General features: G+C 72.8%; 24 protein-coding genes. 18 read left to right on the forward strand and 6 right to left on the reverse strand.

Translation table 11 applies throughout. The features are described 5' to 3' along the window. Positions 1-21: 21 nt before the first annotated feature. Positions 22-573 (forward strand): GNAT family N-acetyltransferase, encoded by a 552-nt coding sequence (locus ACZ67Q_RS01745; RefSeq protein WP_471175105.1) that lies wholly within the window; start codon positions 22-24, stop codon positions 571-573. Here ACZ67Q_RS01745 and ACZ67Q_RS01750 read toward each other — a convergent pair. Continuing rightward, the gene (locus tag ACZ67Q_RS01750; RefSeq protein WP_471175107.1) at positions 545-892 is read right to left on the reverse strand and encodes a DUF6204 family protein; all 348 of its coding nucleotides are present in this window, start codon (positions 890-892) and stop codon (positions 545-547) included. The two genes, ACZ67Q_RS01745 and ACZ67Q_RS01750, sit on opposite strands and share 29 nt — an antisense overlap. A gap of 143 nt (positions 893-1,035) precedes the next feature. On the opposite strand from ACZ67Q_RS01750, the gene ACZ67Q_RS01755 reads away from it, so the two are divergent. Next, positions 1,036-2,991: a DUF5107 domain-containing protein gene (locus tag ACZ67Q_RS01755; RefSeq protein ID WP_471175109.1), complete on the forward strand. Its 1,956-nt coding sequence runs from the start codon at positions 1,036-1,038 to the stop codon at positions 2,989-2,991. A gap of 25 nt (positions 2,992-3,016) precedes the next feature. On the opposite strand, the gene ACZ67Q_RS01760 is transcribed toward ACZ67Q_RS01755, so the two are convergent. After that, positions 3,017-3,367 carry a VOC family protein gene (locus tag ACZ67Q_RS01760; protein ID WP_471175111.1) on the reverse strand — a complete coding sequence of 117 codons (351 nt, stop codon included), beginning with the start codon at positions 3,365-3,367 and terminating at the stop codon, positions 3,017-3,019. Positions 3,368-3,480: 113 nt separating this feature from the next. On the opposite strand from ACZ67Q_RS01760, the gene ACZ67Q_RS01765 reads away from it, so the two are divergent. After that, positions 3,481-3,966, forward strand: a complete 486-nt coding sequence (locus ACZ67Q_RS01765) for a phage holin family protein (protein WP_471175113.1) — start codon at positions 3,481-3,483, stop codon at positions 3,964-3,966. A 174-nt stretch (positions 3,967-4,140) separates the two neighbouring features. Here the strand turns inward: ACZ67Q_RS01765 and ACZ67Q_RS01770 are convergent, their stop codons facing one another. After that, positions 4,141-5,094, reverse strand: a complete 954-nt coding sequence (locus tag ACZ67Q_RS01770) for an LLM class F420-dependent oxidoreductase (protein ID WP_471175115.1) — start codon at positions 5,092-5,094, stop codon at positions 4,141-4,143. Between the two features lie 719 nt (positions 5,095-5,813). Here ACZ67Q_RS01770 and ACZ67Q_RS01775 point away from each other — a divergent pair. The 13 genes from ACZ67Q_RS01775 to ACZ67Q_RS01835 all read left to right on the forward strand — a co-directional run bounded on the left by ACZ67Q_RS01775 (position 5,814) and on the right by ACZ67Q_RS01835 (position 15,502). After that, a complete protein-coding gene (locus ACZ67Q_RS01775; protein ID WP_471175117.1) occupies positions 5,814-7,217 on the forward strand; it encodes an NAD(P)/FAD-dependent oxidoreductase in 1,404 nt (467 codons plus the stop codon). Then, on the forward strand, positions 7,214-9,061 hold the full coding sequence (locus ACZ67Q_RS01780) for a transketolase (protein ID WP_471175119.1): 1,848 nt from the start codon (positions 7,214-7,216) through the stop codon (positions 9,059-9,061). The genes ACZ67Q_RS01775 and ACZ67Q_RS01780 overlap by 4 nt, the downstream gene beginning before the upstream one ends. Further along, complete coding sequence (gene ligD, locus ACZ67Q_RS01785; RefSeq protein ID WP_471175121.1) at positions 9,058-9,987, forward strand: non-homologous end-joining DNA ligase; 930 nt, start codon at positions 9,058-9,060, stop codon at positions 9,985-9,987. The genes ACZ67Q_RS01780 and ligD overlap by 4 nt, the downstream gene beginning before the upstream one ends. A 100-nt stretch (positions 9,988-10,087) precedes the next feature. Further along, entirely contained in the window at positions 10,088-10,462 is a 375-nt protein-coding gene (locus ACZ67Q_RS01790; protein WP_471175123.1) for a gas vesicle protein GvpO, read from the forward strand. Between the two features lie 57 nt (positions 10,463-10,519). Beyond that, positions 10,520-10,942, forward strand: a complete 423-nt coding sequence (locus ACZ67Q_RS01795) for a gas vesicle structural protein GvpA (RefSeq protein ID WP_471175125.1) — start codon at positions 10,520-10,522, stop codon at positions 10,940-10,942. Then, positions 10,939-11,712 (forward strand): GvpL/GvpF family gas vesicle protein, encoded by a 774-nt coding sequence (locus tag ACZ67Q_RS01800; protein WP_471175127.1) that lies wholly within the window; start codon positions 10,939-10,941, stop codon positions 11,710-11,712. The genes ACZ67Q_RS01795 and ACZ67Q_RS01800 overlap by 4 nt, the downstream gene beginning before the upstream one ends. Positions 11,713-11,716: 4 nt before the next feature. Next, positions 11,717-11,980: a gas vesicle protein GvpG gene (locus ACZ67Q_RS01805; protein ID WP_471175129.1), complete on the forward strand. Its 264-nt coding sequence runs from the start codon at positions 11,717-11,719 to the stop codon at positions 11,978-11,980. After that, positions 11,977-12,675, forward strand: coding sequence for a DNA primase (locus ACZ67Q_RS01810; RefSeq protein ID WP_471175131.1), 699 nt, complete (start codon positions 11,977-11,979; stop codon positions 12,673-12,675). Before ACZ67Q_RS01805 ends, ACZ67Q_RS01810 begins: the two co-directional genes overlap by 4 nt. Beyond that, on the forward strand, positions 12,672-13,886 hold the full coding sequence (locus tag ACZ67Q_RS01815) for an SRPBCC family protein (RefSeq protein WP_471175133.1): 1,215 nt from the start codon (positions 12,672-12,674) through the stop codon (positions 13,884-13,886). The genes ACZ67Q_RS01810 and ACZ67Q_RS01815 overlap by 4 nt, the downstream gene beginning before the upstream one ends. Then, positions 13,883-14,221, forward strand: coding sequence for a gas vesicle protein (locus tag ACZ67Q_RS01820; RefSeq protein ID WP_361627228.1), 339 nt, complete (start codon positions 13,883-13,885; stop codon positions 14,219-14,221). The genes ACZ67Q_RS01815 and ACZ67Q_RS01820 overlap by 4 nt, the downstream gene beginning before the upstream one ends. After that, on the forward strand, positions 14,218-15,021 hold the full coding sequence (locus ACZ67Q_RS01825) for a GvpL/GvpF family gas vesicle protein (RefSeq protein WP_471175135.1): 804 nt from the start codon (positions 14,218-14,220) through the stop codon (positions 15,019-15,021). The genes ACZ67Q_RS01820 and ACZ67Q_RS01825 overlap by 4 nt, the downstream gene beginning before the upstream one ends. Beyond that, entirely contained in the window at positions 15,018-15,227 is a 210-nt protein-coding gene (locus ACZ67Q_RS01830; RefSeq protein ID WP_471175137.1) for a gas vesicle protein, read from the forward strand. Before ACZ67Q_RS01825 ends, ACZ67Q_RS01830 begins: the two co-directional genes overlap by 4 nt. Before the next feature lie 11 nt (positions 15,228-15,238). Further along, a complete protein-coding gene (locus ACZ67Q_RS01835) occupies positions 15,239-15,502 on the forward strand; it encodes a gas vesicle protein K (RefSeq protein WP_471175991.1) in 264 nt (87 codons plus the stop codon). Between the two features lie 60 nt (positions 15,503-15,562). Here ACZ67Q_RS01835 and ACZ67Q_RS01840 read toward each other — a convergent pair whose 3' ends face one another. The 3 genes from ACZ67Q_RS01840 to ACZ67Q_RS01850 form a co-directional block, all read right to left on the reverse strand. Then, positions 15,563-15,733, reverse strand: a complete 171-nt coding sequence (locus tag ACZ67Q_RS01840) for a hydrophobic protein (RefSeq protein ID WP_361627216.1) — start codon at positions 15,731-15,733, stop codon at positions 15,563-15,565. A gap of 42 nt (positions 15,734-15,775) precedes the next feature. Continuing rightward, positions 15,776-16,597 carry a methyltransferase domain-containing protein gene (locus ACZ67Q_RS01845; RefSeq protein ID WP_471175139.1) on the reverse strand — a complete coding sequence of 274 codons (822 nt, stop codon included), beginning with the start codon at positions 16,595-16,597 and terminating at the stop codon, positions 15,776-15,778. A 110-nt stretch (positions 16,598-16,707) separates the two neighbouring features. After that, entirely contained in the window at positions 16,708-18,201 is a 1,494-nt protein-coding gene (locus ACZ67Q_RS01850; RefSeq protein ID WP_471175141.1) for a phosphatase PAP2 family protein, read from the reverse strand. A 66-nt stretch (positions 18,202-18,267) separates the two neighbouring features. Here ACZ67Q_RS01850 and ACZ67Q_RS01855 point away from each other — a divergent pair, with 66 nt between their 5' ends. Then, positions 18,268-18,924: a histidine phosphatase family protein gene (locus tag ACZ67Q_RS01855; protein ID WP_471175143.1), complete on the forward strand. Its 657-nt coding sequence runs from the start codon at positions 18,268-18,270 to the stop codon at positions 18,922-18,924. An 82-nt stretch (positions 18,925-19,006) separates the two neighbouring features. Continuing rightward, positions 19,007-20,626, forward strand: coding sequence for an ABC-F family ATP-binding cassette domain-containing protein (locus ACZ67Q_RS01860; RefSeq protein ID WP_471175145.1), 1,620 nt, complete (start codon positions 19,007-19,009; stop codon positions 20,624-20,626). Positions 20,627-20,821: the final 195 nt, after the last annotated feature.

Raw genomic sequence — 20,821 nt, forward strand, 5'->3', positions numbered from 1 at the left:
GGCCCGTCGTAAGGTGTTCGAATGCCGCACACCGCATCCCGCTGGCTCGCCGAGGGGCCTCGCGTGGGCATACGCCACTTCGCCTACGACGACGGCCCCGAGTTCGCCGCACGGGCCCGGCAGAGCAAGGATCTGCACCACCCGTGGCTGTTTCCGCCGGACAGCGCCGACGCCTACACCGCGTACGCGTCCCGGCTGATCGAGGACCCGACGAAAGCCGGATTCCTGGTCTGCGAGAAGGACGGCGGGGACATCGCCGGCTTCATCAACATCAACAACATCGTCGAGGGCGCCTTCCTCAGCGGAGCCCTCGGCTACGGCGCCTTCGCCCACGCGGCCGGACGCGGGCTGATGAAGGAGGGCCTCGGCCTCGTCGTCGGCCACGCCTTCGGCCCGATGCGGCTGCACCGGCTGGAGATCAACGTCCAGCCGGGCAACGCTGCCTCCATCGGCCTCGCCCGCGCCTGCGGCTTCCGGCTCGAGGGGTTCTCACCGAAGATGCTCTTCATCGACGGGGCGTGGCGCGATCACGAGCGCTGGGCGGTCACCGCCGAGATGCGGGCTTGTAGTTGATCTTCATGGTGTCGAGGTCGGTGACCGACGACTTCAGCTCGCCGAAGCCGTACCCGAGAGAGCGCAGCACGGTCGCGGCACGGTCCTCCGCGATGGCCGCGGCCATCTCCTCACCGTCCCCGGCGTCCGACACCACCACGAACCGCATCGAGAAGTGCTTCAGCGGCCGCGGCTCGTAGCTCAGCGTGCCCTCCTCGGTGAACCGCATGCTCGCCAGCCCGTGATCGGCGGCCCCGGCGAGAAGCCGCTCCCGGGCCTCCTCACTCAGCCCGTCCCAGGTGCCCCGGACGATCACCCGGTAGGTGTGCTGCTCACTCATGGGACGCTCGTGCTCCTTCGTGACCGCGGTCGAAGAGCCGACTGTACGGGCGCGCCCGCCGCCCCGCCCACCGAATAAAACCGGCGGCTTTGCGCAACCCTGACCCGCAGCGGCCCTGGCCGGATCACCCGGCAACCGCTTCCATGGTCATCGTGACGACGATCCGACGTGAGGTACTGACCCTGCCCGCCGCGGACCTCGGTCCGGACAACCCGCTGCCCGCGCTGCGGCCCCTGGACGAGATGCACCACATCGACGACCGGGACAAGGAGGATCTGCCGCGCGACATGGCCCGGCAGATCGGCTACGCCCCACTGACCAGCCTGCTGCCCGTGCGGGTCCGCGACGGCTACGGACGCGACCGCGCACCGCGCCGCCTCGACACGCTCGTCATCGAGAACGACCGGCTGCGCGCCACCGTCCTGCCCGGCCTCGGCGGCCGGATCGTCTCCCTGCTGCACAAGCCGACCGGGCGCGAACTCCTCTACCGCAACCCGGTGTTCCGGCCCGCCAACTTCGCCCTCAACGGCGCCTGGTACTCCGGCGGCATCGAGTGGAACATCGGCGCCACCGGTCACACGACCCTGTCCTGTGCGCCCCTGCACGCCGCCCGCGTGCCCGGCCCCGACGGCACCGACATGCTGCGGCTGTGGGAGTGGGAGCGGCTGCGCGACCTGCCCTTCCAGGTCGACCTGTGGCTGCCGGACGGCTCCGACTTCCTGTACGTCGGCGTCCGTGTCCGCAACCCGCACGAGCGGCCGGTGCCCGCCTACTGGTGGTCCAACATCGCCGTCCCCGAGGAGTGCCGCGTCCTCGCGCCGGCGAGCGAGGCCTACCACTTCGGCTACGAGCGCCGGCTGCGCCGGGTCCCCGTCCCGGCGTACGACGGCGCCGACCGCACCTACCCGCTCGGCAGCCCGTACGCCGCCGACTACTTCTACGACGTGCCCGCGCGGCGCCGCCCCTGGATCGCCGCGCTGGACGAGAGCGGCCACGGGCTGGTGCAGACCTCCACCGACGTCCTGCGCGGCCGCAAGCTGTTCGTGTGGGGCCACCTGCCCGGCGGCCGCCGCTGGCAGCAGTGGCTCACCGAACCCGGGACCGGCGGCTACTGCGAGATCCAGGCCGGCCTCGCCCGCACCCAGCTGGAGCATGTGCGGCTGGAGGAGCAGAGCGAGGTCGCCTGGCTGGAGGCGTACGGCCCCCTCGACACCGATCCCGAGGGGGAGTGGGACGCCGTCGTCGGCCGGGCCGAGGCCCGGCTCGCGGCCGTACTGCCGACGGCCGACGTCGACGCCGCCTACTCCGCGTGGCTGCGGCATGCCGACACCGAACCCACCGAGACGCTCGCCGCCGGCTCCGGCTGGGGCGCGCTGGAGGTCCTGCGCGGCGGCTTCAAGCTGCCCGGCACCCCGTTCGCGGAGGCCACCCTCGGGGAGGAGCAGAAGCCCTGGCTGGCGCTGCTGCACACCGGGGCGCTGCCCGAACCGAGCGGCGAGCGTCCGCCCGGCGAGAGCCTCGTCGCCCCGCACTGGCGGGACATGCTGGAGACCGCGCCGGCCCGTCCGCACAGCGAGTACCACCTCGGCGTCGCCCAGTGGCACGCGGGCGACCGCGCCCAGGCCGTGCGCAGCTGGGAACGGGCGCTGCCGCTCGCTCCCTCGCGGTGGCCGCTGCTGCGCTGCCTCGCCGTCGCCGACCGCGAGGGCGGCCACGGGGAACGGGCGGCCGAGCGGTACGCCGAGGCCTTCGACGACCTGTGCCGGGAGCCGCACGGCGACGGCCCGGAGTGGGCGGCCGCCACCGCCGCGCTCGGTCGCGAGGCCATCGAGGCGCTCCTCGCCGCCGGGCGTACGCAGGCGGCGAGAGCCGTATGGGAGCGGCTGCGCCCCGAGACCCGGGAACGCGGCCGGTTCCGGCTGGTCGAGGCGGCCCTGCTGCTCGCCGAGGGCAGGACGAGCGAGGCGCGGGCCGTGTTCGACGCGGGCTTCGAGGTCGCCGACCTCAGGGAGGGGGACGAGGTGATCGGGCGGCTGTGGGCCCGGCTCACCGACGAACCCCTCCCGGAGCGGTACGACTTCCGGATGCGGCCGTCGTGAGGCGGCCGGCCGGCGGCGGCGCGGGCTACGGGCGGCGTCGGTCCACGTACTCGTACACGGCGCCGTCCGGGTGGCGGGCGATCAGGTTGCGGCCCACCGGTGTCGGTACCGGGCCGGCCACGATCTCCGCGCCCAGCTCGGTCAGCACGGTGTGCGCCTCGTCCACGTCGGCGACCGCGATCGTCGCCGCCACCTTGCGCAGCACCTCGATCTCCGCGGCCGGGCCGCTCATGAGCAGGAAGCAGCCGATCGCGGCGACCTGGACGCCGCCCCGCTCGAAGCGGAGGGCGCTGCCGCCCGCGAGCCGCTCGTAGAAGGGGATGGCGGACTCGAGGTCGTCGACGCAGACACGGAGTGTGGCACCCTGGATCTCCATACGGCAGAGCCTAGTTGGGCCCGCGCGGCGCCGGTGATCGTTTCACCCGATCCCCCCGGCCGGCGGTCGGCTGCACACCGTTACGGCACTGTGGCGCCGGGTACCCGCACGGTATGAAACCGCTGGATCACCTGGAGCATCTGGACAAGCATCTGGTCGACGAGCTGGCGCAGGTGGCCCGCGAGACCGTGCGCGACGAACTGCGGCGGCAGACGCGTGAACGGCGCCGCACCGCCCTGCTGTACGCGGCGTCCGGCGCGGCCGCGCTGTACGCGGGCGCGGCTCTCGCGCTCGCCGTGGGCCTGGCGCTCGCCCTCGGCCTGCCCGGCTGGGCCGCCGCGCTGATCACCGCCGCGATCCTGGGCGCCACCGCCTTCGTGCTGCGCGGCGCCGCCCGGCCGTCCGCGGCGCGGTCCGAACGGGCGCGCGCGGCGGGGGACGCCGCCGGCACCACGGCGCCCGAGGCCGGCGCGACCCCTCCCTACCCGCCGATGCCGCCCGTCGCCCCCAGCGTGGGCACCCCGGCGGACGGAGCGCCCGGGCCGGCCGTGCCACGCCCGGACGACGCCGACTCCGCCTCGCCCCACCACCGGGCCTGACGGCGCACGGACGGTCCCTGAAGGTCGTCTCACCAACGGTTCTGCGACCGACCCAGGGGCGCGGGGAACTGCGCGACGGCCACGGCCCAGCTGCAAAGCGGCATACCAGGGAACCCCCGACGGCGCCGCCCCGCGTGGCGCGCGGCCCGCCGTCGGGGAGACGCCGGACGAGCATCAGGTCAGCTGCGGCAGCACCTTCGTGCGGTAGAAGTCGAAGAAGCCGCGCACGTCCGGGCCGATCTGGTTGACGTACACGACATCGAAGCCGGCGTCGGCGAACTGGCGCAGCTCGGCCACGTGCTCGTCCACGTCGTCGCCGCACACCCGGTTCTCGCGCACCATGTCCTCGGTGACGAGCTGCTGGGCCTGCTCGAAGTGCTTGGGCGAGGGGAGCACCTGGGCGAGTTCGCCGGGCAGCTGCTCGTTCGCCCACAGACGGTGGACCGTGCGCACCGCGGCGTCCCTGTCGGTGTCGTAGCAGACCTTGGTGCCGCCGCTGACGAGCTTCGCTCCGCCGCCGCCCTTGCGGTACTGCTCCACCATCGAGGCGTCCGGGGCGACCGTGATGTAGCCGTCGCCCACGCGGGAGGCCAGCTTGACGGCGGCCGGGCCGAAGCCGGAGATGTCGATCGGGACGGGCTCGTCGGGGACCGTGTACAGGCGGGCGTTCTCCACCGTGTAGTGCGTGCCGTGGTGGTTGACCTCCTCGCCGGTGAAGAGGCGCCGCATCACCTGGATGGCTTCCTCCAGCATCTCCAGCCGGACGTGGGCCGGGGGCCACGGACCGCCGACGATGTGTTCGTTGAGGGCCTCACCGGTGCCGACGCCGAGACGGAAGCGGCCGTTCGTCATGACCGCGCTGGTCGCGGCGGCCTGTGCGACGACGGCGGGGTGGATGCGGACGGTGGGACAGGTCACCGCCGTCTCGACGGGCAGTGACACGGCTTCGGAGAGGGCGCCGATCACCGACCACACGAACGGACTCTGGCCCTGCGCGTCGTTCCACGGGTGGTAGTGGTCCGAGATCCACAGCGCCTGGAAACCGGCCTGCTCGGCCATCCGGGCCTGCTCGATCAGCTCCGCGGGCCCGTACTGCTCGCAGGAGAGGAAGTAGCCGTACTGGGGCATGGGCGGCGCCTCCGGAGGTGGGGGTGGGGTGGGCGGTCGAGCCGGCGAGTACCCAGGGCTCCGCCGGTGCAACGGGGGTGTCGCTGTGGTTGCCCACCCACCCGTCTCGGTTGAGCCGGAGGCTCCGCCCGGGCCCCCCGGGGGTGTTTGCCCGGCCGCCCGTCTCGGTTGCGCCGGGGGCTCCGCCCGGACCCGCAGGGGTGCTTGCCCACCCGCCCGCCCGTCTCGGTTGCGCAGGAGGCGCTGCCACGGGGCTGTGCGCCGGACCCCCAGGGGGTGTCTGCCCACCCGCCCGCCCGCCCGTCTCGGTTGCGCAGGAGGCGCCGCCACGGGGCTGCGCCCCGGACCCCCTGAGGGGCTCCGCCCCTCGCCCCGGCGGGGGCTGCGCCCCCTGCACCCCTGCGGGGTGGCGTCCTCCGCACCCCGGCGGGAGCTGCGCCCCCTCCGCCCTATGGGGCGGCGCCCCCTGCACCCCTTGGGGCGGCGCCCACTGCACCCCGGCGGGGCTGCGCCCCCTGCACCCCGGCGGGGCCTCCGTGCCCCGGTGGGTCGAATCCGCTCGCCCCCGGAGGGTCACGTTTGGTGTACCCCCGGAGGGAAACGCGGTCAGGCGGGCCGTTGTGGTGGACGTGGAGGGCAGGGACGTCGTGGGTCGACCCCGGGTGGTGATTGTCGGTGGGGGGTTCGCCGGGTTCCGGGCCGCTCGGGTGCTGGGGCGGATGGCTCGGGGGCGGGCCGAGATCACCCTGGTGAACCCGACCGACTACTTCCTGTACCTGCCGCTGCTGCCCCAGGTCGCCGCCGGGATCCTCGAGGCGCGACGGGTGACCGTGTCGCTGACCGGGACGCTGCGGGGTGTGCGGCTGGTGCTGGGGGAGGTCGGGCGGGTCGATCTCGATGCGCGGACCGTGCACTACACAGGCCCCGAGGGCGACACGGGCTCCCTGCCCTACGACCGGCTGGTGCTGGCCGCCGGAAGTGTCAACAAACTGTTGCCCGTCCCGGGCATCGCCGAGCACGCCCACGGCTTCCGGGGGCTGCCCGAGGCGCTCTATCTGCGTGATCACGTGATCCGGCAGGTCGAGCTGGCCGCCGGCGGTGACGACCCCGCCGCCTGCGCCGCCCGCTGCACCTTCGTCGTCGTCGGCGCCGGATACACCGGCACCGAGGTCGCCGCGCAGGGGCAGCTGTTCACCGACGCGCTGGTGCGCGACCACCCTCCGCGCGACCGCATGCGCCCACGCTGGCTGCTGCTCGACGTCGCCGAACGCGTCCTGCCCGAGCTGGACGAGCGGCTGTCGCGCACCGCCGACCGCGTGCTGCGCGAGCGGGGTGTCGACGTGCGGATGGGGACCTCCGTCAAGGAGGCCACCGAGCGGGGCGTCCTGCTCACCGACGAAGAGTTCGTCGAGACCAGGACCCTGGTGTGGTGCGTCGGTGTGCGGCCCGATCCGCTCGCCGAGTCGCTGGGGCTGCCGCTGGAGCGCGGCCGGCTCCTCGTCGAGCCCACCCTTCGGGTTCCGGGGCGTCCCGAGGTCTTCGCCTGCGGTGACGCCGCCGCCGTGCCGGACCTGGACGAGCCGGGGTCGTACACCCCGATGACCGCGCAGCACGCGTGGCGGCAGGGGAAGGTCGCCGCGCAGAACGTGGCCGCCTCGCTGACCGGCGGCGCGCTGCGGTCCTACCGCCACCGGGACTTGGGGTTCGTCGTCGACCTCGGGGGCGCGCAGGCCTCCGCCAACCCGCTGGGCGTCCCGCTGTCCGGGCCGGTCGCCGGCCTGGTCACCCGCGGCTACCACCTCGCGGCGATGCCCGGCAACCGGGTGCGCGTCGCCGCCGACTGGCTGCTCGACGCCGTACTGCCGCGCCAGGGCGTCCAGTTGGGACTCGTACGGTCCTGGTCGGTGCCCCTGGACACGGCCTCGCCGGAGCTGGCCCGGACGCCCGGGGCCCCCGGACGGCAGGAGCCCGCGCCCGCCCAGCGGCCCGGGCCCGACGCCCTCGACGCGGACCATCCCGCCCCCGGGCCGGTCAAGCGCACCGACGCCACCCGCACCGACGAGACCGGCAGCGATGAAACCCGCACCGACGCAACCGATTCCGACGCCCAAGGAGACTCATGAACACCGGTGAACTCGTCGAACTCGGTCAGCAGCTGCGCGTGGACAGCGTGCGCGCGGCCGCCGCCGCGGGCTCCGGGCACCCGACGTCCTCGATGTCCGCGGCCGATCTGATGGCCGTCCTGCTCGCGAACCATCTGCGCTACGACTTCGACCGGCCCGACCACCCCGGCAACGACCGTTTCGTGCTCTCCAAGGGCCACGCCTCACCGCTGCTGTACGCCGCGTACAAGGCGGCCGGGGCGATCGACGACGAGGAACTGCTGACCTTCCGCAAGCTCGGCAGCCGGCTCGAGGGGCATCCGACCCCGCAGCGGCTGCCCTGGGTGGAGACCGCCACCGGTTCGCTCGGGCAGGGCCTGCCCGTCGGGGTCGGCATCGCGCTGTCCGGCAAGCGGCTGGAGCACGACGGCTACCGCGTATGGGTCCTCACCGGCGACAGCGAACTCGCCGAGGGCTCGGTGTGGGAGGCCGCCGAGCACGCCGGTCACGAGCATCTCGACAACCTGATCACGATCGTCGACGTCAACCGGCTCGGACAGCGCGGACCCACCCGGCACGGTCACGACCTCGACGCCTACGCCCGCCGCTTCAAGGCCTTCGGCTGGCACACCGTCGAGATCGACGGCCACGACGTGGACGCCATCGACCGCGCCTACGGCGAAGCCCTGTCCACCGCCGGGCAGCCCACCGCGATCATCGCCCGCACCCTCAAGGGCAAGGGCGTCGAAGGCGTCCAGGACCGGGAGGGGCTGCACGGCAAGCCGCTGCCGGAGGCCGAGGAGGCCATCGAGCAGCTCGGCGGGGTGCGCGACCTGCGGGTGCAGGTGCACGAACCGCCGACCGTCACGGTGCTGCGTTCGGCCACCACCTCGCCCTATGAGCTGCCCCGCTGGGACAAGGGCGAGGAGGCCGCCACGCGGGACGCCTACGGCAAGGCCCTCGCCGCCCTAGGGCACGGACGCGGCGACGTCGTCGCGCTCGACGGAGAGGTCGGCGACTCCACGCGGGCGGAGCTGTTCGGCAAGGAGCATCCCGAGCGGTACATCGAGTGCTACATCGCCGAGCAGCAGATGGTCGCGGCCGCCGTCGGGCTCGCCGCGCGCGGCTGGGTGCCGTACGCCGCGACCTTCGCCGCCTTCCTCACCCGCGCCCACGACTTCGTGCGCATGGCAGCCATCAGCGGCTCCGGCATCAATCTCGTCGGCTCGCACGCCGGGGTGGCCATCGGGCAGGACGGGCCCTCCCAGATGGGTGTGGAGGACCTGGCGATGATGCGGTCCGTGCACGGCTCCACCGTCCTCTACCCCTGCGACGCCAACCAGACGGCCAAGCTGGTCGCCGCCATGGCGGGGCTGGACGGCATCCGCTATCTGCGCACCTCGCGCGGCAAGAGCCCGGTGCTGTACGGGCCCGAGGAGGAGTTCCCCGTCGGCGGCAGCAAGGTGCTGCGCTCCTCCGGCCGTGACCGGCTGACGGTCGTCGCCGCCGGGGTCACCGTGCCCGAGGCGCTCGCCGCCGCGGACGCGCTGGCCGCGCAGGACATCGCCGTGCGGGTGATCGATCTGTACTCGGTCAAGCCCGTCGACGTCGAGACGCTGCGGCGGGCCGGCGAGGAGACCGGCTGCCTGCTCACGGTCGAGGATCACCACCCCGAGGGCGGTCTCGGCGACGCCGTGGCGGAGGCGTTCTCCGACGGGCGTCCGGTGCCGCGGCTGGTCCGGCTCGGCGTGCGGAACATGCCGGGATCGGCCACGCCCGAGGAGCAGCTGCACGCCGCCGGCATCGACGCCGAGTCCATCGCGGCGGCCGGACGGCTGCTGGTGGGGGAGGCGGTCGTGCGGTGAGCGACCGCGACGACACGCGGACGGTGCGGGCCGGGCGCCGCAGCGTGGCGGTGCACCGGTCCGGCAAGGTCCTCTTCCCGGGCGGCTTTGGAGCCAAGGAGTACACCAAGGGCGATCTCGTCGACTACTACCGGTCCGTCGCCGCGTTCATGCTGCCGCATCTGCGCGGCCGGCCGCTGATGCTCGAGCGGCATCCCGACGGCGTCGACGGACCCCGATTCATGCAGAAGAACACCCCGGAGCACTATCCGGAGTGGATTACCCGCGTCGAGCTGGCGAAGGAGGACGGCACGGTGTGTCACACCGTGTGTGACGACACCTCCACTCTCGTCTACCTCGCTGACCAGGCCTGTCTCACCTTTCACCGCTGGCTCTCACGCACCGGCAGTGTCGACACGCCCGACCGGATGGTCTTCGACCTCGACCCTTCCGGTGACGGCTTCGCGGCCGTCCGGGACGCCGCCCGGTGGCTGCGCGAGCTGCTCGACGAGCTGCGCCTGCCGTCGGCTCCGATGACCACCGGATCGTCAGGGGTACACGTCGTCGTTCCCCTGGCGGCCCATCAGGACTTCGACACCGTACGGCAGTTCGCGCGCGACGCCGCCGAGCTGCTCGCCGCCGAGCACCCCGACCGGCTCACCACCGCCGCCCGCAAGAAGGACCGCGGCGACCGGCTCTACCTGGACATCCAGCGCAACGCCTACGCGCAGACCGCCGTCGCCCCGTTCACCGTGCGGGCCCTGCCCGGCGCGCCCGTCGCCGTGCCCGTCACCTGGGACCAGCTGGACGATCCCGGCGTCGACGCCCGCCGCTGGACCCTCGCCGACGCCGTCGACCAGGCCCGTACCAACCCGTGGGCCGGGCTGATGGGCCGGGGCCGTGCGCTCGGGCCTGCCCGGCGCCGGCTCGACGCGCTGCGCGGCTGACCGGCCACCCTGTGCGAGCGGAACGGCCCGCGCCGCTTGCGCCTGCCCCGGTGAAGGTTTGGCCATGGAACGAGCGGCCACACGGAGGAGAGAGGTGGCCATGGCGAACACAAAGAACACGCGAGATTCGCAGAATTCACCGAACGAACCCGAAGAGCGGGAGCCCGCGGAGGAACGGGAACCCGCACGAGAGCGGAAGACCGCCGAGTCGAGGCTCCGGCCGATGGAGGTGCTCCGCAACGCACGGGCCCAGCTCGCCGAGCTGACCGGTATGAACCCGGAGTCCGTGTCGTCCTTCGAGCAGACGGAGGACGGCTGGGCACTGGAGGTCGAAGTCCTCGAACTCGCCCGGGTCCCCGACACGATGAGCCTGATGGCGAGCTACCAGGTGGAGCTGGACCCCGAGGGTCAGCTCACCGGTTACCGGAAGGTCCGTCGTTACGAGCGCGGCCGGTCCGACGCCCGCGGCCGGTAGCCGGCCGCTCTCGACGACCGAACACACACGATCACGACAGAAGGAGGCACGGTCGGTATGACCGTTGTCCCGGCACAGCAGTCCGGCGGCGGAGGCGGCAGCAGCGGCCTCTACGACGTTCTCGAGCTCGTCCTCGACAGGGGGCTGGTCATCGACGCGTTCGTGCGGGTGTCCCTCGTCGGCATCGAGATCCTGAAGATCGACGTACGGGTCGTGGTGGCCAGCGTCGACACCTATCTGCGCTTCGCCGAGGCGTGCAACCGGCTCGACCTGGAGGCCGGGCCGCGCAAGGCCCCCGGCCTGCCCGACCTGGTCGGCGAGATCACCGAGTCCGGCGCGCGCGGCAAGTCCAAGGGCGCCCTGTCCGGTGCCGCGCAGACCATCTCGGACGCGTTCAAGGAGGCACGTGGCGAGGGTGAGGCGGAGGAGCGGCGGCCTCGCAAGAGCACGGCCGCCCGCCGTAAGGAGGAGCAGGAGTGAGCACGTACGTCTACGGGATCACTGCGAGTTCCCACCCGAAGCTCCCCGAGGGCATGGACGGGGTCGGCGAGCCCGCCCGTCCCGTCCGCATCCTCAGGGCGGGTGAGCTGGCGGCCGTCGTCAGTGACGCCCCCGAGGGGCTGCGCCCCAAGCGGCGCGACCTGCTCGCCCACCAGAACGTGCTCGGCGAGGCAGGCGCGGCCGGCTGTGTGCTGCCCATGCGGTTCGGCAGCGTCGCCCCCGACGACGACACCGTCACCTCGGTCCTCACCGAGCGGGCCGACCACTACAAGGAACGCCTGCGCGCCCTCGACAACCGCGTGGAGTACAACATCAAGGCCAACCACGTGGAAGAGGCGGTCCTGCACCGGGTGATGTCCGAAAGCCCGGAGATCCGCACCCTCGCCGAGGCCAACCGGCAGGCGGGCGGCGGGAGTTACGACGACAAGCTGCGCCTCGGCGAGATGGTCGCCGCCGCCGTGAAGGCCAAGGAGGCCGAGGACGGCACCATCCTGCAGCGGCTGCTGGAGCCGAACGCCGACGCGGTCAGCGCGGGGCCGGAGTCCACCGGCTGGCTGGCCAACATGTCGTTCCTGGTGGACAAGGACAGCGCGGAGCAGTTCCTGGCCGCCGTCGAGCAGGCCCGTAAGGACCTGCCGCAGCTGGAGATCCGCGTCAACGGTCCGCTGCCGCCCTACAGCTTCGTCGACCCGGGCCCGGCCGAGCACACGGCCACCCTGGCCGGCAGCGCGGAGACCGAGGAGGGGTGAGGGCATGGGCCTGCTCGGCGAGGTGCTGCTGCTGCCGTTCGCACCGGTGCGCGGCAGCGGTTGGGTGATCAAACAGGTCCTCCAGGAAGCGGAACGGATCTACTACGACCCGGCCACCATCCGGACCGAGCTGGCCCGCCTGGAGGAACGGCTGGAGGCCGGGGAGATCACCGAGGAGGAATTCGACCGTCAGGAGGACGAGCTTCTCGACCGGCTGGAGACGGCGACGCGCGCGAGCGCGGGAACAGGTGAGTGGACAGCGCAATGAACCGAGTGGGACTGGGCCTCGCGGTAGGGGCCGGATACGTCCTCGGACGTACCAAGAAGGCGAAGCTGGCGATCGCCGTCGGCAGCATGGTCGCCGGCAAGCGGATGAACCTCAGCCCGCGCATGGTCGCCGACCTGGTGAACCAGCAGCTGAAGAACAATCCCCAGGTCAAGGAGATCGGGGACCAGCTGCGCGGGGACCTGCGCGGAGTCGGCAAGGCGGCCTCCGGCGCCCTCGTCGAGCGGCAGATCGGCGCCCTCGCCGACCGGCTGCACTCCCGTACGGCCGATCTGCGCGGGCAGGTCTCCGGCGGCTCCTCCCGCGGTGAGCGGGACGACGAGGACGAGGAGCCGGAGGACCGGGACGAGGAGCCCGAGGACGACACCGAGGACCGGGACGAGGACGACACCGAGGACCGGGACGAGGACGACGCCGAGGACCGGGACGAGGGCGCCGACGACGCATCGGAGGGTTCGCGCGGCGAGCGCCGGGCCCCGGCGAAGAAGGCGGCGGGCTCGGCCCAGAAGGCGAAGAAGGCGGCCAAGAAGGCTCCGGCCAAGAAGGCCGCCCCCGCCAAGAAGGCCGCCAAGAAGGCGCCGGGCTCCGGCGCCGCCAAGAAGACCGCCTCGGCCCGCAGGACGGCGGAGAAGTCCGCCGGTGGGCGCGGGCAGGAGAAGGGAGGCGGTGAACGATGACCGACACCCTGGGATCGGCCGGCTCTGCAGCGCGGGGTGCGGCAGGCGCAGCCAAGGGCGCCACGGACAAGAACCCGCTGGCCGACCTGGCGCACAGCGAGGCCGCCGACCGGCTCAAGGCCGAAGTACAGGACTACCTCGCCGCACAGGCGACCCGGATGCTCAGCGGCGTCGGGCGCAAGCTCGGCGAGACCACTGGGAAACTGAACGACATCGCCGAGGGCAACAGCCCGGGCTTCGCCAAGCTGGCCCTCGACGGCGGGCGCAAGCTCGCCGAGGGCAAGGGCCCGCTGCGCACGGCCCTGGAACTCGGCACCTCCCGAGCCAAGGACAGCGTGATGGACAAGCTGAAGGGCCTCGGCGGCGGTGGCAAGAAGGGCGGCAAGGGACGCGCCGGCAACAAGCCGACCGTGATCATCGAGCACATCGACGTCGGTGTGCCGCTGCGCACCGCATACGACCAGTGGACCCGGTACCAGGACTTCAGCAACTTCGCCAAGGGCGTCAAGAGCGCGAGCCGCGCCGACGACACCCATTCCGACTGGCAGGCCAAGGTGTTCTGGTCGAGCCGCAGCTGGAAGGCGACCACCACCGAGCAGGTACCGGACTACCGCATCGCGTGGACGTCGGAGGGCGCCAAGGGCACCACGAAGGGCGCGGTCACCTTCCACCGGCTCGCGGACAATCTCACCCGTGTCCTGCTGGTGATCGAGTACTACCCCTCCGGTCTGTTCGAGAAGACCGGCAACATCTGGCGCGCCCAGGGCCGCCGGGCCCGGCTCGACCTGAAGAACTACGCCCGCTTCATCACCCTCAAGGGAGAGGCGGACGAGGGCTGGCGCGGCGAGATCCAGGACGGCGAGGTCGTCCGCAGCCACGAGGAGGCCCTGGAGGCCGAGGAAGCGGAAGGCGAGGAGGGGGAAGGCCAGGAAGCCGAAGGCGACGAGGCCGAGGCCGAGGACGAGTACGACGACGAGGAGACGGACGAGGACGAGGACGAGGACGAGCAGGCCCCCGAGAACGCGGACCGGCAGGCCGCCTCCGAGGACGAGGAGGAGGACGAGGAGCCGTACGACGAGGAGGAGGGCGAGGACGAGGACGAGCCCGAGGAGGGTTACGAGGACGAGGGCGCCGAGGGCGCCGGGGACGCCGATGAGGAGTACGAGGAAGAGGAGGAGGACGAGGACGAGTACTCCGGGAGCCGGCGATGACCACACCCAGCCCCATGTCCGGCCGGATGCCCGAGCCCTACGGGGGCGGCAGCGGAGCCAACCTCGCCGACATCCTCGAGCGTGTCCTGGACAAGGGCATCGTCATCGCGGGTGACATCCGGATCAACCTGCTCGACATCGAACTGCTCACCATCAAGCTGCGGCTCATCGTCGCCTCCGTGGACAAGGCAAAGGAGATGGGCATCGACTGGTGGGAGACCGATCCGGCGCTCTCCAGCCGCGCCCGCCGCGACGAACTGACCCGCGAGAACGCCGAGCTGCGGGCCCGGCTGGCGGAGCTGGAGCCCGGGCACGGCCAGGAGGAGGCCCCATGACCGGACTGCGGTACGTCTACGCCGTCTGCCGCCCGTTCAGCGCGCCCCTCCAGGCGCAGCTGACAGGGGTGGGCGGCGCGCCGCCCCGGCATCTGACCCACCACGGGCTGGTCGCCGTCTACAGCGAGGTCCCGGCCCGGGACTTCGCCGAGGAACCGCTGCGCGCGCACCTGGAGGACCTCGACTGGGTGACCTCGACGGCCCGCGCCCACCAGGGCGTGATCGACGCGCTGACCGTCGTCACCACGCCGCTGCCGCTGCGCCTGGGCACCGTCTTCCACGACGACAGCGGGGTGCGCACCATGATGGAGGCACGCGAGCGCGACTTCCGGCGCACCCTGGACCGGCTCCAGGGCAAGGTCGAGTGGGGCGTGAAGGTGTACGCGGAGGTCCAGGGCGAGGAGGCACAGCGCGGGACCCCGTCACCGCAGGACTCCTCCGGGGCGGCGCCGGCCGCGTCGGGGCGGGACTATCTGCGCCGGCGCAGCATGCGCGCCCGGGCGCACGAGGACATGTGGCAGAAGGCCGAGGAATTCGCCACGCGGCTGCACGAGTCCCTTTCCGCGCACGCCGTCGATTCCCGGGTACACGCGCCGCAGAACCCGGCGCTTTCCGGCGCGGCCGGACGTAATGTGCTCAATGCGGCCTATCTGGTGCCGCGGGCGGCGTCCGAGGAATTCGTGGAACTCGTGGACCGGACGAAGGACGACGTCCCGGGAATGCGCGTGGAACTCACGGGCCCATGGGCCGCCTATTCGTTCGTGGAGACCCCGCGGCCGGTGGGGGAGGGATCCGGGTGACCGTCGTCGAACGCCGAGAGATCGCGCTCGTGGACCTGCTGGACCGGCTGCTGGCCGGCGGCGTGGTGATCACGGGGGACATCACCCTGCGCATCGCCGACGTCGATCTGGTGCGCATCGACCTCAACGCGCTGATCAGCTCGGTGAACGCACAGGTGCCCTCGCCGTTCGACCCCCTGGTCCCCTCGCGCAAGGAGCTGCCGTGACCGACCGCCGCATGGACCTCGATCCCGACACGGTGGAGCGGGACCTGGTCAAGCTCGTCCTGACGGTGGTGGAACTGCTGCGTCAGCTCATGGAGCGCCAGGCCGTGCGCCGCTTCGACGAGGGCGACCTGAGCGAGGAGCAGGAGGAACGCATCGGGCTGACCCTGATGCTGCTGGAGGACCGGATGGCAGAACTGCGGGACCGTTACGGCTTGCGGCCCGAGGACCTCAATCTGGACCTCGGGCCGCTCGGACCGCTGCTTCCCCGGGAGTGACTCCCGCAGGAAAGCCCTGACTCCCGGGGAAGCCCCCGGGAGTCAGGGCTTACGGTTGTGTCACCACCTGTACCAACGGCCCCTGCCGCCTGCCGCACTTGTGCTCCGCAGCAGGAATCCCAGAAGCCATACCACCAGGACCGCCAGCGCGATCCACCACAGGACCTTCACTGCGAATCCGAGACCGAAAAGCACGATCGCGAGAAGCAGTACCAGCAGGATGGGAACCATAGTCTGAACCTCCTGCTTTCCGGGTTTCCCGAAAAGAGGGATTCAGACTTCCTTTCGGCACAGAATCTCGCCGTGCAGCACCGCGAACCAGCCGTCCTCGTGCTTCCCCCATTCCCGCCAGGCCGCCGCCGCGGCGGCCAGCTCCGCCTCGGTGGCGTGCCCGCCGGCGACGGCCAGCCCGGCGAACGCGGAGGCCGTCGTGCGCTCGGCCCACAGGCCGCTCCACCACTCCCGCTCCTCGGGCGTGGCGTACGTCCAGGTGCCGGAGGTAGCCGTGACGTCGGTCAGGCCGGCCGCCCGTGCCCACGCCGTCAGCCGGCGCCCCGCGTCCGGCTCGCCGCCGTTCGCGCGGGCGACCCGGTGGTACAGCGCCAGCCAGTCGTCCAGCCCTGGCACGTGCGGGTACCAGGTCATGGCCGCGTAGTCCGCGTCGCGGACCGCGATGAAGCCGCCGGGCCTCGTGACCCGCTTCATCTCGCGCAGCGCCTGTACCGGGTCGCTGACGTGCTGCAGCACCTGGTGGGCGTGGACCACGCAGAAGGTGTCGTCCGGGAAGCCGAGGGCGTGCACGTCGGCGGTGGCGAAGTCGACGTTCGTCAGACCCCGCCCGGCGGCCTCGGCCCGCGCCTGCTCCAGGACACCCGCTGCCCGGTCCACACCGGTGACGTGCCCGTCCGGGACGAGTGCGGCCAGGTCGGCGGTGATGGTGCCCGGGCCGCAGCCGATGTCCAGGATCCTCATGTGCGGCTTCAGCGCGCCGAGCAGGTAGCCGGCCGAGTTGGCGGCGGTGCGCCAGGTGTGCGATCGCAGCACCGACGCGTGGTGCCCGTGCGTGTAGACGGCCTTCTCCTGCGCTTCCGGCATGGCTGTGCCCTCCTCGTCGAGACCGGCCGGATGCCCGGCCGGTGCTCGTCACCGTACGCGCGTTGGCCGCATGGTGAGATTTGTGTTTTGCTATGTGGACTGACGGATCGTCAGCGCGTGGTCGCCGGCCGGTAGACGGTCAGCGCCTGCGGCAGCTTCTCCACCGTCACCTCGCCCTGCACCTCGGCCACTTCCCCGTCGTACGCCAGCAGCGTGCCCGGGGCGAGACCGGCCAGCCGCAGCCGGGGCACCTGCACCGCGGCGTGCGCAGGGGATCGCGTGAGCGGGCCCGCGACGGCGGCGGCCAGCAGTCGCAGTGCCGGGTTGCGTCCGCCGTGCACGACCCGCACGTCCAGCTGCCCGTCCGCCAGGTCCAGGCGGCGGCCCGGGGTGAGACCCATGCGGTGGTAGGTGCCGTTGCCGACGAACAGCAGCCACAGCGGGTGCGGCCGGCCGCCCAGTTCCGCCTCCAGTGGATGCCGGTCCGCGCGCAGCACGCGCAGTGCCGCCAGCACCCCGGCCGGCCAGCCGCCGACGCGGTGCGCCCAGCGGTCCCGCTCCCGCACCAGTTCCGGATACACGCCGAGGCTGAGCGTGTTGACGAAGATGCCGCGCTGCTCGCCGGAGGTGAACCGGCCCACGTCCACGCGCACCGCCTCGCCGCGCGTCAGCGCCCCGGCCAGGTCCCGGACGTCCTCCAGGCCCAGGTCGAGGGCGAAGTGGTTCAGCGTGCCGCCCGGCAGCACCGCCAGCGGCAGCCCGTGGCGCAGGGCGGCCTCGGCGGCCGTGTTGACCGTGCCGTCACCGCCGCACACGCCGAGCACGACGGCCCGCGCCGCCGCCTTCTCCAGCTCCGCCGGCACGTCCTGCGGCGCACATTCCACGATCTCCGCGGCCGGCAGCGCGTCCCGCAGCGCCCGCACCCGGTCGGCGGTGCCCGCCGCGGTGTTCGCCACCAGCACCAGACCCCGCCCGCCCGGCAGCGCCGGGACGTCCGCGCGCGGCCGGGCCGGCGGCGCCAGCTGGGCCCGGGTGGGCGCCAGGCCGCGTACGGCGAAGGCGGCGCCCGCGCCGAGCGCCGCACCGGCCAGGACGTCGCTCGGGAAGTGCACGCCGGTGTAGACCCGCGACATCGCCACCGAGAACGCCACCGGCGCCACGGCCGCGCCCCAGGCCGGGGACTCCAGCGCCACCCCGGTGGCGAACGCGGCCGCCGACGCCGCGTGGCCCGACGGGAACGACGTGGTGATCGGCTGCCGCTTCAGCTGCCGTACCAGCGGCACCGGGTCCAGCACCGGCCGGTCGCGGCGCACCGAGCGCTTGCCGAGCGTGTTGACGGTCAGCGAGGCCAGCGCCAGCGAGGCCACACCGCGGGCGGCGGCCCGGCGGCCGCGGGGGGTACGGCTCGCCGCGATGGCGGCCGCCGTCGCGAACCAGAGCAGGCCGTGGTTGGCGCTGCGGCTCAGCCGGGGAAGCACCGGCTCGGCGGCCGGCCAGTTCCGCTCGGCGGCGAACTCGAAGAGACGGCAGTCCAGGGCGAGCAGCTTCTGCCGCAGGGGATGGCCCCCGGAGCGGGGCGCGGTGAGGTCGAGATCGGGACTCATACCCTGGCAGGTACCCTGAAGTGGCCGTTTGCCGACCGGGGGGCCACACCGCACGGAGACCGCCGTATGCGTCTGCTGCTCGTCCGCCACGCCGAGACCCCCTCCAACGTGCGGCATCTGCTGGACACGGGGGTGCCCGGCCCCGCTCTGACGACCCTCGGCGCACAGCAGGCCGCCGCGCTGCCCGAGGCGCTGGCGGACGAGGACATCACGGTGCTCTACGCCTCCACCCTGATCCGCACCCAGCTCACCGCCGCCCCACTGGCCGCCGCCCGCGGTCTCGAGGTGCGCGTCCGTGACGGCATCCGGGAAGTCACCGCCGGCGACCTGGAGATGCTGCCCGGCGACAGCGCCCAGGGGGAGCTGTACATGAAGACCGTGTTCGCCTGGGCCGCCGGGGACACCGGACTGCGTCTGCCCGGCGGCGAGAGCGGCGACGAGGTGCTGGAACGCTACGACGCGGTGGTCGCCGAGGCCGCGGCGACCGGCGCCGGGACGGCCGCCCTGGTCAGCCACGGCGCGGTGATCCGCTTGTGGACCGCGGTCCGCGCCGCGAACGTCGATGTCCCCTTCGCCGCCGCGCACCCCCTGCGCAACACCGGCGTGGTCGTGCTCGAGGGCAGCCCGTCCACCGGCTGGACGGCCCTGACCTGGGCGGACGAGACGGTGGTGCCGCCGGGCGAGGCGGGCCCGACGGGAGAGCCCGTCCCCGACGCCGAGTGACCGGTGTCCGCAGGGGCCGGCCGACGGGCCCCGCGATTAAGAGTTTGCCGCCGTTCCTCACTGCACCGGAGAATGCCTGCCCATGGGACATCTGGAAGCCGCGCACCTGGAGTACTACCTCCCCGACGGGAGGGCACTGCTCGGTGACGTGTCCTTCCGGGTCGGCGAAGGCGCCGTCGTCGCGCTCGTCGGCCCGAACGGCGCCGGCAAGACCACGCTGCTCAGGCTGATCTCCGGCGAGCTGAAACCGCACGGCGGGACCGTCACCGTCAGCGGCGGGCTCGGCGTGATGCGGCAGTTCGTCGGGTCCGTCCGGGACGACACGACCGTACGCGACCTGCTGGTCTCCGTCGCGTCGCCCCGGATCCGCGAGGCCGCGGCCGCCGTCGACGCCGCCGAGCACGCCCTGCTCACCGTCGACGACGAGGCCGCCCAGATGCGGTACGCCCAGGCCCTGTCCGACTGGGCGGAGGCGCGTGGCTACGAGGCGGAGACGCTGTGGGACATGTGCACCACGGCCGCGCTCGGAGTGCCGTACGAGAAGGCGCAGTGGCGGCAGGCGAGCACGCTGTCCGGCGGTGAGCAGAAGCGGCTGGTGCTGGAGGCGCTGCTGCGCGGCACCGACGAGGTGCTGCTGCTCGACGAGCCGGACAACTACCTCGACGTGCCCGGCAAGCGCTGGCTGGAGGAACGGCTGCGGGAGACCCGCAAGACCGTGCTCTTCGTCTCCCACGACCGTGAACTGCTATCCCGCGCCGCCGAGAAGATCGTCTCGGTGGAGCCCGGGCCGGCCGGGGCCGACGCGTGGGTGCACGGCGGCGGCTTCGCCACGTACCACGAGGCCCGCCGGGAACGCTTCGCCCGCTTCGAGGAGTTGCGCCGCCGCTGGGACGAGAAGCACGCCCAGCTGAAGAAGCTGGTGCTGAACCTGCGTCAGGCAGCTGCCGTCAGCCATGAGATGGCCTCCCGGTACGCCGCCGCCCAGACCCGGCTGCGCAAGTTCGAGGAGGCCGGACCGCCGCCCGAGCCGCCCCGCGAGCAGGACATCACCATGCGCCTCAAGGGCGGCCGCACCGGCGTACGCGCCGTCACCTGCGAACGCCTCGAACTGACCGGCCTGATGAAACCGTTCGACCTGGAGGTGTTCTACGGCGAGCGGGTCGCCGTCCTTGGCTCCAACGGCTCCGGCAAGTCGCACTTCCTGCGCCTGCTCGCCGGTGAGGACGTGGCCCACACGGGTGAGTGGAAGCTGGGCGCGCGGGTCGTGCCCGGACACTTCGCGCAGACCCACGCACACCCGGAGCTGGTGGGCCGCACCCTGCTGGACATCCTGTGGACGGAACACTCCCAGGACCGGGGCGCGGCGATGTCCCGGCTGCGCCGCTACGAGCTCACCCAGCAGGCCGAGCAGTCCTTCGACCGCCTCTCCGGCGGTCAGCAGGCCCGCTTCCAGATCCTGCTGCTGGAACTCGCCGGCGTCACCGCCCTGCTCCTGGACGAGCCGACGGACAACCTCGACCTGGAGTCCGCGGAGGCGCTTCAGGAGGGCCTGGAGGCGTTCGAGGGCACGGTCCTCGCCGTCACCCACGACCGCTGGTTCGCCCGCTCCTTCGACCGCTACCTGGTCTTCGGCACGGACGGCCACGTCCGCGAGACCCCGGCCCCGGTGTGGGACGAACGCCGGGTGGAGCGGGCGCGCTGACCGAACGAAGGCCGCTGCGGGCGCGCCAGGGCCTGTTGCGAAAGTCCCGCCTGCCGCGCGACGCCCGGCACGCACTCTCGCCGCGCCGGGCACAAGCCCGAGTACATCGGGACTTTCGCAACAGGCCCTGGCCGGAACGACGAGGTCAGGGCGGGCCCATCGGCCGAGAACGACGGGTAGGACGGGTCCGACGGG

This window comes from Streptomyces sp. NPDC036813 (assembly GCF_055609245.1).

What these genes read in the sequence shown, in the direction of transcription:
- ACZ67Q_RS01765 (WP_471175113.1), top strand. Translation starts at nt 3,481, where the DNA reads ATGAAACCGCTGGATCACCTGGAGCATCTGGACAAGCATCTGGTCGAC.
- ACZ67Q_RS01760 (WP_471175111.1), bottom strand. Translation starts at nt 3,367, where the DNA reads ATGGAGATCCAGGGTGCCACACTCCGTGTCTGCGTCGACGACCTCGAG.
- ACZ67Q_RS01815 (WP_471175133.1), top strand. Translation starts at nt 12,672, where the DNA reads ATGACCGACACCCTGGGATCGGCCGGCTCTGCAGCGCGGGGTGCGGCA.
- ACZ67Q_RS01805 (WP_471175129.1), top strand. Translation starts at nt 11,717, where the DNA reads ATGGGCCTGCTCGGCGAGGTGCTGCTGCTGCCGTTCGCACCGGTGCGC.
- ACZ67Q_RS01855 (WP_471175143.1), top strand. Translation starts at nt 18,268, where the DNA reads ATGCGTCTGCTGCTCGTCCGCCACGCCGAGACCCCCTCCAACGTGCGG.
- ACZ67Q_RS01770 (WP_471175115.1), bottom strand. Translation starts at nt 5,094, where the DNA reads ATGCCCCAGTACGGCTACTTCCTCTCCTGCGAGCAGTACGGGCCCGCG.
- ACZ67Q_RS01750 (WP_471175107.1), bottom strand. Translation starts at nt 892, where the DNA reads ATGAGTGAGCAGCACACCTACCGGGTGATCGTCCGGGGCACCTGGGAC.
- ACZ67Q_RS01790 (WP_471175123.1), top strand. Translation starts at nt 10,088, where the DNA reads ATGGCGAACACAAAGAACACGCGAGATTCGCAGAATTCACCGAACGAA.
- ACZ67Q_RS01840 (WP_361627216.1), bottom strand. Translation starts at nt 15,733, where the DNA reads ATGGTTCCCATCCTGCTGGTACTGCTTCTCGCGATCGTGCTTTTCGGT.
- ACZ67Q_RS01850 (WP_471175141.1), bottom strand. Translation starts at nt 18,201, where the DNA reads ATGAGTCCCGATCTCGACCTCACCGCGCCCCGCTCCGGGGGCCATCCC.
- ACZ67Q_RS01810 (WP_471175131.1), top strand. Translation starts at nt 11,977, where the DNA reads ATGAACCGAGTGGGACTGGGCCTCGCGGTAGGGGCCGGATACGTCCTC.
- ACZ67Q_RS01860 (WP_471175145.1), top strand. Translation starts at nt 19,007, where the DNA reads ATGGGACATCTGGAAGCCGCGCACCTGGAGTACTACCTCCCCGACGGG.
- ACZ67Q_RS01755 (WP_471175109.1), top strand. Translation starts at nt 1,036, where the DNA reads ATGGTCATCGTGACGACGATCCGACGTGAGGTACTGACCCTGCCCGCC.
- ACZ67Q_RS01795 (WP_471175125.1), top strand. Translation starts at nt 10,520, where the DNA reads ATGACCGTTGTCCCGGCACAGCAGTCCGGCGGCGGAGGCGGCAGCAGC.
- ACZ67Q_RS01775 (WP_471175117.1), top strand. Translation starts at nt 5,814, where the DNA reads ATGGCTCGGGGGCGGGCCGAGATCACCCTGGTGAACCCGACCGACTAC.
- ACZ67Q_RS01780 (WP_471175119.1), top strand. Translation starts at nt 7,214, where the DNA reads ATGAACACCGGTGAACTCGTCGAACTCGGTCAGCAGCTGCGCGTGGAC.
- ACZ67Q_RS01820 (WP_361627228.1), top strand. Translation starts at nt 13,883, where the DNA reads ATGACCACACCCAGCCCCATGTCCGGCCGGATGCCCGAGCCCTACGGG.
- ACZ67Q_RS01745 (WP_471175105.1), top strand. Translation starts at nt 22, where the DNA reads ATGCCGCACACCGCATCCCGCTGGCTCGCCGAGGGGCCTCGCGTGGGC.
- ACZ67Q_RS01845 (WP_471175139.1), bottom strand. Translation starts at nt 16,597, where the DNA reads ATGCCGGAAGCGCAGGAGAAGGCCGTCTACACGCACGGGCACCACGCG.
- ACZ67Q_RS01835 (WP_471175991.1), top strand. Translation starts at nt 15,239, where the DNA reads ATGGACCTCGATCCCGACACGGTGGAGCGGGACCTGGTCAAGCTCGTC.
- ACZ67Q_RS01825 (WP_471175135.1), top strand. Translation starts at nt 14,218, where the DNA reads ATGACCGGACTGCGGTACGTCTACGCCGTCTGCCGCCCGTTCAGCGCG.